The sequence below is a fragment of the Hydrogenophaga sp. LT287 genome, assembly GCF_055702805.1.
Genome location: NZ_JBVPZC010000059.1, coordinates 1 through 7021, shown reverse-complemented (window position 1 = coordinate 7021; position 7021 = coordinate 1). Strand labels below are relative to the sequence as shown.

The following is a 7021-nucleotide window of genomic DNA, read 5'->3' as shown; positions in this document are numbered from 1 at the left end:
GCGGGGGTGGTCTGGGTAGACCGTTGATTTCATTGACTTTCCTGTTCGCTTTGTAAACGGGTATGGTGGCCTCCCACTTTTGAGGTTCACGATGCAGGGTTGGCACACAACGTTTTTGGGGATGCGTGGGCTCCCCCGCGATATCAGCGACTTCGAGATGAAGGCATTTTTCACCTTCGATGGTGCCGAGCGCGACGCAATCAATGCACGCCGAGGTGATTCCCACAAGCTTGGTCTGGCGCTCCATATTGGTTTCCTGCGCATGAGTGGGCGTTTGCTCGGTGCCTTTCGGGTAATTCCAGTAGCCTTGTGGCGCCACCTTGGCAACGAGCTTGGCATTGCAGCACCAGAAGTCGCCTCGCTGAGAGCCATGTATGAACGCGGGCGCACGCTATTCGATCACCAACAAGTAGCCTGCACGGTCCTTGGATTCCAGTGGATGAGCGAGCACCAGCGCCGCTCACTGGTACGTGAACTGCGCGACGAAGTGGCGCGCTGCGCCGACCGCGATCAGCTACTCGTGCGGGCGCGTCAATGGCTGTACAAGAACAAGCTGGTGATCGTGCACGAGCGGGCAATTCGGACACTGATTGCGGCGGCACTTGCCCAGCTTGAAGTTGAAACAGGCACCGCCATCGCCGCCAGCGTTGATCCAGCAACACTTGATCGCTGGCGAGCCTCAGTTTCAGAGCTGCGCCCAGATGGACAAACCCAGCAGAGTTGGCTATGGGCTGCACCGGCGAAACACTCAACCCGCCAAATCAGCGAGGTACTGGAGCGCATCGACCTGCTTTACACGCTGGACGTTCATAAGCACCTGGCAGACATCCCCGATCTCATCTTGCGCCGCTACGCGCGCCGACTTGTCTCCAGGCCGCCCTCAGCCGGAGCCAAGATCAAAGAGCCAGCGCGCACCGTGGAGGTCGCATGCTTTCTTCGGTATTGCCTGTTCACCACCACAGACCAGTTGATCCTTATGGTGCAGCGCCGGATCGCCGATCTGTGGCGTCAGGCTGCCGCCGATGTCCCCGCTACCGTCAATTGGGCCGCAATGTACAAAACGCTGCTCGGCGAACTTGTTGCCTTGAGCGCGCAAGGTGCGGTGCCAGATGCTGAGTTGCGTGCCCGTCTTGAAGCCTTGATCACCGAAACCCAGAAACGCAAACCACCGAGCAGGGCCTCCCTGGTCCGCGAGGGATTGATTGATGGAATTCGCCCCGTGCGGTCGTTGCTCGTCGCCATTGCAAAGCTGCCCTGGCAGGCCACCGGCGAGCATCCTGCCATCGAGTACCTTGCCAAGCTGCAAGCTTTATATCTCAAAGGATCCAGAAAGCTGCCAGTTGAAGTGGTGGCACCAAGTCTGGGAATGATCTGGCAGGTTTCGATCTCCAGCCCAGACCGGGAACGGGCGTTTCAGGCGTTGGAGGTGGCCACCCTGTTTGCCCTGCGCCGCGCGGTGCGCAATGGCTCGGTCTGGATTGAGCACAGCCTGAGCTTTCGGGGTCGTGCGCGCTTGTTCTTCACGGACGAGCGTTGGCAGGCAGAGCCCGCTTTGGCTGTCCACGCCAATGTGCAGCTTCATGCCGAAATACCATTGCTGGCCTTTGCGTGTCTGGTGCATATCGGGGTCGCGCGCCTTGTCGGCGTTCTTGGTGGAGCTGGGCGCTGCGATGATCGTGGCATCCACGATGGTGCCGGTGTTGACCTTGAAGCCGCGCTCCTGCAATTGCTGGCCTACCTTGGCAAACAGGGCTTCACCCAGTTTTTGCTCATTGAGCAGTTTGCGAAACTTCAGCAGCGTGGTGGCGTCGGGCACGCGTTCGCGGCCCAGGTCAATCCCCACAAAGCGGCGCAGACTGGCACTGTCATACAGAGCCTCCTCGCACGCCAGATAGCGTTGGGGACCATCTTGCTCGACAAGCTCGGTACGAGGTGGCCGCTGATTGCCCTTGGCGTATTCGTGCTGGCCGTTTGCGCGCGAGGGCTCTTGGCTGCGCAAGCGATGCCGAGACCTTCGCTTCACCCCTTCTGGGCGAGGCCTTTCGGCTTGGTCGGTGGAGTGTTCAGCGCGCTCTTTGGTACAGGCGGACCGATTTACACGATCTACCTGGCGCGACAGCTTACCGACGTCGACAGGTTTCGAGCGACCATTGCTGTGGTTATTTTGATCAGCGGCATCACGCGCGTTGTGACCTTCGGCAGCGCCGGGTTCTACTCCCAAGGTTCCATCCTGATGATCGCCGCTGCATTGCTGCCGATTGCACTGCTGGGAGCGTTTGTCGGATCGAAGCTCAGGACCCGTGTACCACAAGCGCTGCAGAAGAAGCTCGTCCTCCTGTTGCTTGCAGCGGCGGGCGCGAGCGCGCTGTTCCGTGGTTTGACGTCGTAACTATGATGACGCCATTGTTTCTTTCGGAGTCTGCGCGTGGCCATGGCGCAATTGGGCTGCGGCTTTCCGTTGCATGTCAACTGGAGCCAACAACCTTCTGGGTCAGTTACGGCTCGGGCGGTCTCGGCTTGTTCACTGTGAACTTGATTGGCCTGCTCATGGAGAACCTGACCTTCCATAATATCGAGCGAATCTTGTTGCCGCGTTGGGGAGCGAGAGCGCAGCCCTGATATGGTTTGAAGTATGTCACTACGTCAATTAAAGACCCTCATCGCCGTGGCTGAACTGGGCACCTTTGCGAAAGCTGCAGGGGCTGTCTTCCTCACGCCGGCGGCCGTGAGCCAACAAATGAAAGCTTTGGAGACCGAGCTCGGCGTGGTGCTGTTCGATCGCAACAAGCGAACGCCTGGACTAACTCCTCTGGGTCACGCCTTGGTTCCCAAGGCGCGCGAGGTGGTCAAGGCCTACGGTGGCATGATCAGCGCGCTGGGCGGTGACTTCACCCTGCATGATGAAATCACCATCGGTGCGGTGCCAACGACCATGACCGGGCTGATGCCAAGGGCGGTCAAGGCGTTGAAGGAAATCTACAGTGGGCTGCATATCCGGATCGTTCCTGGCTTGTCGGCTGAACTGCTGCCGCAGGTCGAACGCGGTTTTCTTGATGCAGCGATTCTGAGTTGGCCGGCAAACCTTCAAGGGCATCTGACCTGGAGGGTATTTGCTAAAGAAGAGCTCATCGTGATTGCGCCCCCCGACGCGATTGAGGACGATGCCTGCGCCCTGTTGCAGAACCACCCGTTCATCCGGTTCAATCGACGGGCCTGGGTGGGTCAGCAGATTGAGACCTGGCTCGCGGAGCGCAAGATCCGTGTCCGCGAGAGCATGGAGCTGGACACGCTCGAATCGATAGACATGATGGTGCATTACGGGTTGGGGGTATCCATTGTCCCGAGACGCTGCGTGCCGCCGCCGCACATGCTCGATCTCAAGTGCGTCTCGCTCAATCCACCTGCTGCACCTCGGCTGCTCGGTTTGCTGTCGCGCCACGACTGCGAAAAAGCGCTCCTGATCGACATCGTTTTTGCGGAGCTCGAGCGACAGGTGCAGTTGGGTCAAGCCGTCGGCGACGCAGAAACCGAATCGACCCAAAGGGCCGGGTCCATAAACCACTTGCCCCTGTGACTTCAAGTCGCTCGGCGCAGCCATTGAAACGGCCCTTGTTGGCCAGGAGATCATTGTGAACATCCCCGATCACCCGCGCACCACCGTTCCGAATGGTTTTCATAGGCACGGCAACGGTCAAATCACCTTCGCGGTGCTCGGCGGCTCGTTGGCTGACCTGGTGAGCATAGACGGTAGAGGAGCCAAAGCATGAGCACCGCTGCCAACGGGTTTCAACCGGTGAAGTTCGCCATGAATGTGCTGCCCGGCACGATGCTGGCCGGCGTGGTGGCCATGGCCGCCACCCTGGTTTCGACCCTGCACGGTGGCCCGCAGCTGCTCTACGCGCTGTTTTTCGGCGTCGCATTTCATTACCTGAGCGCAGACCCCAAAGCCAAGCCCGGCATTGATTTCTGCTCGCGCACCGTGTTGCGTCTAGGCGTGGGCTTGCTCGGCGCGCGCATTACCGCCACGCAGATCGCTGGTCTGGGCTGGTCGACTGCGGCGATCGTAATCGTTGCGGTGGTCACCACTATGCTGGTGGGCTATTTCCTGGGCAAACGTCTGGGACTGAATCCAGCCCAAGGCGTGCTCTCTGGCGGTTCAGTTGCAATTTGCGGCGCCTCGGCGGCATTGGCGATCTCGTCGGTGTTGCCGCATAACAAGGAAAGCGAACGTTTCACCCTGACCGTGGTGGTGACGGTGACGGTGCTGTCCACCGTGGCCATGGTTTTCTACCCACTGATTGCAGTCGCACTCAAACTACCGCCCGAACTGGCGGGTCTGTTCCTGGGTGGCACCATCCACGACGTGGCTCAGGTGGTCGGCGCGGGCTACACCATCGATCACCCAACCGGTGACTACGCGACCATCGTCAAGCTGTTCCGCGTCGCCATGCTGGCGGTGGTGGTGGTGGTGGTTTCGACCATGTTCAAGACAGAGCGAGAGCAGCTTGAGCATGACAGGTCAGCAGCCGGCGGTCTGACTGCCATCAAAAAGCAGCCTCTGGTGCCGTGGTTCCTTTGGGTGTTCGTTTTCTTGGTGGGGATCAACTCGCTTGGTTTCGTGCCGACCGAGGTGGGCAAGGGGATGAACGATCTCTCACGCCTGTGTCTGGTGGTTGCGATTTCCGCGCTGGGCATCAAGACCTCATTCCAGGAACTGGCCAAATCCGGCTGGAAACCGTTTACCCTGTTGGTGGTTGAAACTGTCTGGATGGCAGCCTTTGTGCTGCTGGCGATCTACGCTCGCGAGCTGGGCCATTTCTGAAGGATCACTCGCTCAAATCGCGACGAGCGCTTGGGCGCACCTTCCCTCGCAATACATTTGGTCTTGGCGCTGAAGCCGAACGCCTTCGTGCGCCAGATTCGCGCTAAAGCCTAGCAAGTGACGTCTCCCCCATATCCGGACATGTGCAAACTGGAGTTGGGCGGCTTTTTGCTGTTTGATTTGACCTCTTTTTGACGAGCTCGCTCGGGGTGAGGTGGCCGAGCGAGCCATGCGGGCGATGATGGTTGTAGTCATGCTGCCAAGTCTTCAATTTCTCCCGCGCATCCTGCATCGCAATGAATTCGTTGACGTTGAGAAACTCATCTCGTAGCCTACCGTTGAATGACTCGATGAGCCTGTAGTCCGTGGGCTTTCCGGGCCGTGTGTAGTCGAGCTTCACGCCCCGTCGCCAGGCCCATTCCTCGAGCGCCTTGGACGTGAACTCCGTCCCGTTGTCCACCGTGATTGCCTTGGGCCATCCTCGTTCCAGCGCAGCCTCGTCAAGTGCGTTGCTGACGCACCGGCCAGTGAGCCGGAAGTTGGCCTCTAGAGAAACGCTCTCGTGACTCCACTGATCGATCACCTTGAGCACACGGAATGGGGTCTCCTCGTTTTCAGTGCAATAAGTGACGGTACGCAAAGCTAGCACTGGCGCGGGGGTGGTCTGGGTAGACCGTTGATTTCATTGACTTTCCTGTTCGCTTTGTAAACGGGTATGGTGGCCTCCCACTTTTGAGGTTCACGATGCAGGGTTGGCACACAACGTTTTTGGGGATGCGTGGGCTCCCCCGCGATATCAGCGACTTCGAGATGAAGGCATTTTTCACCTTCGATGGTGCCGAGCGCGACGCAATCAATGCACGCCGAGGTGATTCCCACAAGCTTGGTCTGGCGCTCCATATTGGTTTCCTGCGCATGAGTGGGCGTTTGCTCGGTGCCTTTCGGGTAATTCCAGTAGCCTTGTGGCGCCACCTTGGCAACGAGCTTGGCATTGCAGCACCAGAAGTCGCCTCGCTGAGAGCCATGTATGAACGCGGGCGCACGCTATTCGATCACCAACAAGTAGCCTGCACGGTCCTTGGATTCCAGTGGATGAGCGAGCACCAGCGCCGCTCACTGGTACGTGAACTGCGCGACGAAGTGGCGCGCTGCGCCGACCGCGATCAGCTACTCGTGCGGGCGCGTCAATGGCTGTACAAGAACAAGCTGGTGATCGTGCACGAGCGGGCAATTCGGACACTGATTGCGGCGGCACTTGCCCAGCTTGAAGTTGAAACAGGCACCGCCATCGCCGCCAGCGTTGATCCAGCAACACTTGATCGCTGGCGAGCCTCAGTTTCAGAGCTGCGCCCAGATGGACAAACCCAGCAGAGTTGGCTATGGGCTGCACCGGCGAAACACTCAACCCGCCAAATCAGCGAGGTACTGGAGCGCATCGACCTGCTTTACACGCTGGACGTTCATAAGCACCTGGCAGACATCCCCGATCTCATCTTGCGCCGCTACGCGCGCCGACTTGTCTCCAGGCCGCCCTCAGCCGGAGCCAAGATCAAAGAGCCAGCGCGCACCGTGGAGGTCGCATGCTTTCTTCGGTATTGCCTGTTCACCACCACAGACCAGTTGATCCTTATGGTGCAGCGCCGGATCGCCGATCTGTGGCGTCAGGCTGCCGCCGATGTCCCCGCTACCGTCAATTGGGCCGCAATGTACAAAACGCTGCTCGGCGAACTTGTTGCCTTGAGCGCGCAAGGTGCGGTGCCAGATGCTGAGTTGCGTGCCCGTCTTGAAGCCTTGATCACCGAAACCCAGAAACGCAAACCACCGAGCAGGGCCTCCCTGGTCCGCGAGGGATTGATTGATGGAATTCGCCCCGTGCGGTCGTTGCTCGTCGCCATTGCAAAGCTGCCCTGGCAGGCCACCGGCGAGCATCCTGCCATCGAGTACCTTGCCAAGCTGCAAGCTTTATATCTCAAAGGATCCAGAAAGCTGCCAGTTGAAGTGGTGGCACCAAGTCTGGGAATGATCTGGCAGGTTTCGATCTCCAGCCCAGACCGGGAACGGGCGTTTCAGGCGTTGGAGGTGGCCACCCTGTTTGCCCTGCGCCGCGCGGTGCGCAATGGCTCGGTCTGGATTGAGCACAGCCTGAGCTTTCGGGGTCGTGCGCGCTTGTTCTTCACGGACGAGCGTTGGCAGGCAGAG

General features: G+C 59.4%; 5 protein-coding genes and 3 pseudogenes. 6 read left to right on the top strand and 2 right to left on the bottom strand.

Annotated elements, in window-relative coordinates; all coding sequences use genetic code 11:
- Positions 1-91 precede the first annotated feature (91 nt).
- A pseudogene (locus tag AC0GNR_RS19230) lies at positions 92-1546 on the top strand (Tn3-like element IS1071 family transposase); the annotation flags it as partial.
- Here AC0GNR_RS19230 and AC0GNR_RS19225 read toward each other — a convergent pair.
- Positions 1544-1885, bottom strand: a pseudogene (locus tag AC0GNR_RS19225) (IS5 family transposase); the annotation flags it as partial. The pseudogenes AC0GNR_RS19230 and AC0GNR_RS19225 overlap by 3 nt on opposite strands.
- Between AC0GNR_RS19225 and AC0GNR_RS19220 the strand changes: the two are divergent.
- From AC0GNR_RS19220 to AC0GNR_RS19205, 4 genes are all read left to right on the top strand, one after another.
- The gene (locus tag AC0GNR_RS19220) at positions 1766-2389 is read left to right on the top strand and encodes a TSUP family transporter (protein ID WP_472902365.1); all 624 of its coding nucleotides are present in this window, start codon (positions 1766-1768) and stop codon (positions 2387-2389) included. The pseudogene AC0GNR_RS19225 and the gene AC0GNR_RS19220 overlap by 120 nt on opposite strands.
- A gap of 243 nt (positions 2390-2632) precedes the next feature.
- Positions 2633-3574, top strand: coding sequence for a LysR family transcriptional regulator (locus AC0GNR_RS19215; RefSeq protein WP_472902364.1), 942 nt, complete (start codon positions 2633-2635; stop codon positions 3572-3574).
- 55 nt (positions 3575-3629) lie between these two features.
- Entirely contained in the window at positions 3630-3767 is a 138-nt protein-coding gene (locus AC0GNR_RS19210) for a hypothetical protein (RefSeq protein WP_472902363.1), read from the top strand.
- Entirely contained in the window at positions 3764-4822 is a 1059-nt protein-coding gene (locus AC0GNR_RS19205; protein ID WP_472902362.1) for a YeiH family protein, read from the top strand. Before AC0GNR_RS19210 ends, AC0GNR_RS19205 begins: the two co-directional genes overlap by 4 nt.
- 103 nt (positions 4823-4925) lie before the next feature.
- On the opposite strand, the gene AC0GNR_RS19200 is transcribed toward AC0GNR_RS19205, so the two are convergent.
- On the bottom strand, positions 4926-5471 hold the full coding sequence (locus AC0GNR_RS19200) for an integrase core domain-containing protein (protein WP_472902361.1): 546 nt from the start codon (positions 5469-5471) through the stop codon (positions 4926-4928).
- 95 nt (positions 5472-5566) lie between these two features.
- Here AC0GNR_RS19200 and AC0GNR_RS19195 point away from each other — a divergent pair.
- A pseudogene (locus tag AC0GNR_RS19195) lies at positions 5567-7021 on the top strand (Tn3-like element IS1071 family transposase); the annotation flags it as partial.

Excerpts from the sequence above, each read along its gene's own strand:
- AC0GNR_RS19215 (WP_472902364.1), top strand. The coding sequence starts at position 2,633 with ATGTCACTACGTCAATTAAAGACCCTCATCGCCGTGGCTGAACTGGGC.
- AC0GNR_RS19205 (WP_472902362.1), top strand. The coding sequence starts at position 3,764 with ATGAGCACCGCTGCCAACGGGTTTCAACCGGTGAAGTTCGCCATGAAT.